Below are 273 nucleotides of genomic sequence, written 5' to 3'. Positions count from 1 at the left end.
GTGGCACTGTGAACGGGTTGTAAATGTTTTCAACGATATCAGGAGGTTCACTATATATGTTTAAAAATTCTAAAATTTCTTTTAAGGAATTCCTAGTATCTTTTACAAATTCCTCAAAAATTATTATTTTAACTTGCTTTGAACCAAAGATTTGCAAATCTCGTTTAACTTGTTCATAATATAGACTAGCCCCAATAAATGCCTCCGGAAAAGTTTCTTTCGAATCTAGAGCTTTTTTAAGTGCCTCGGAGAAGGGCAGGTTCTCTTTACCCA

The 273-nt window shown here is 33.7% G+C and carries 1 protein-coding gene; it reads right to left on the bottom strand.

Annotated elements, in window-relative coordinates; all coding sequences use genetic code 11:
* A partial coding sequence (locus SAY88_RS25030; protein WP_332635129.1) for a sulfotransferase domain-containing protein occupies positions 1–273 on the bottom strand: 273 nt, incomplete at both ends.

It is taken from the genome of Halalkalibacter flavus (assembly GCF_036663575.1).
GTDB lineage: Bacteria > Bacillota > Bacilli > Bacillales > Bacillaceae_D > Halalkalibacter > Halalkalibacter flavus.
This window is presented reverse-complemented; position numbering and strand designations above follow the sequence as displayed.